Raw genomic sequence first — 997 nt, forward strand, 5'->3', positions numbered from 1 at the left:
GGAAAAACCAATCTCTGCATTTCAGTGCGCGCCACACAGGGTAAAGGCGTGATGCCGGATGGCACGACACGCTTCTCCTACAAAGGTCAGCCGATCCATCATTACATGGGGTGTTCGACGTTCAGCGAATACACGGTTGTCGCCGAGGTTTCTCTGGCAAAAATCAATCCCGCATCCAATCCAGAGCATGTCTGTCTGTTGGGATGTGGCGTCACCACAGGGATTGGTGCGGTACACAACACGGCCAAGGTGCAGCCGGGAGATACGGTTGCCGTCTTCGGTCTGGGCGGGATCGGTCTCGCGGTCATTCAGGGAGCGCGACAGGCAAAGGCTGGCCGGATTTTCGCTATTGATACCAACCCGGAAAAGTTTGAACTTGCCAAAGCATTCGGCGCCACGGAATTCCTCAACCCCAAGGATTATGACAAACCGATTCAGCAGGTTCTTGTGGAAATGACCGGCTGGGGTATTGATCATACATTTGAATGTATCGGAAACGTCAACGTCATGCGCGCGGCGTTAGAAGCCGCGCATCGTGGGTGGGGGCAGTCGATCGTCATCGGGGTGGCAGGGGCCGGTCAGGAAATTTCGACCCGTCCCTTCCAGCTTGTGACGGGGCGTTCGTGGCGCGGCTCGGCTTTCGGTGGGGTCAAGGGACGCAGCCAGCTTCCCGGCATGGTCGAAGATGCCATGCGTGGCGATATCGAACTTGCGCCTTTCGTAACCCACACCATGCCGCTCGAAGACATCAATACGGCCTTCGATCTGATGCATGAAGGAAAATCCATCCGTTCCGTCATTCATTTCTAAGGTCTGCGTCTCACCGCGCAACATCATTTCCAATGGTTGGAAATTACAGGAGAACGATCATGGCAGTTATTTCCGGTGACGGTGTTTTCTCTCATGTTTTTCTTGGGGCAGTGGATACTGCGGTATCCGCGAAATTCTATGACGCCGCGCTTGCGGCTCTGGGCATAAAAAACCTGGGGCCGTTCGG

General features: G+C 55.1%; 1 protein-coding gene. It reads left to right on the forward strand.

Annotated elements, in window-relative coordinates:
* Positions 1 to 810: zinc-binding dehydrogenase (locus B7449_RS16455; protein WP_048883846.1), on the forward strand; the 810-nt coding region annotated here is incomplete at its 5' end.
* Positions 811 to 997: the final 187 nt, after the last annotated feature.

This window comes from Komagataeibacter intermedius TF2 (genome assembly GCF_000964425.1).
In the GTDB taxonomy this organism is placed as follows: Bacteria; Pseudomonadota; Alphaproteobacteria; order Acetobacterales; family Acetobacteraceae; genus Komagataeibacter; species Komagataeibacter intermedius.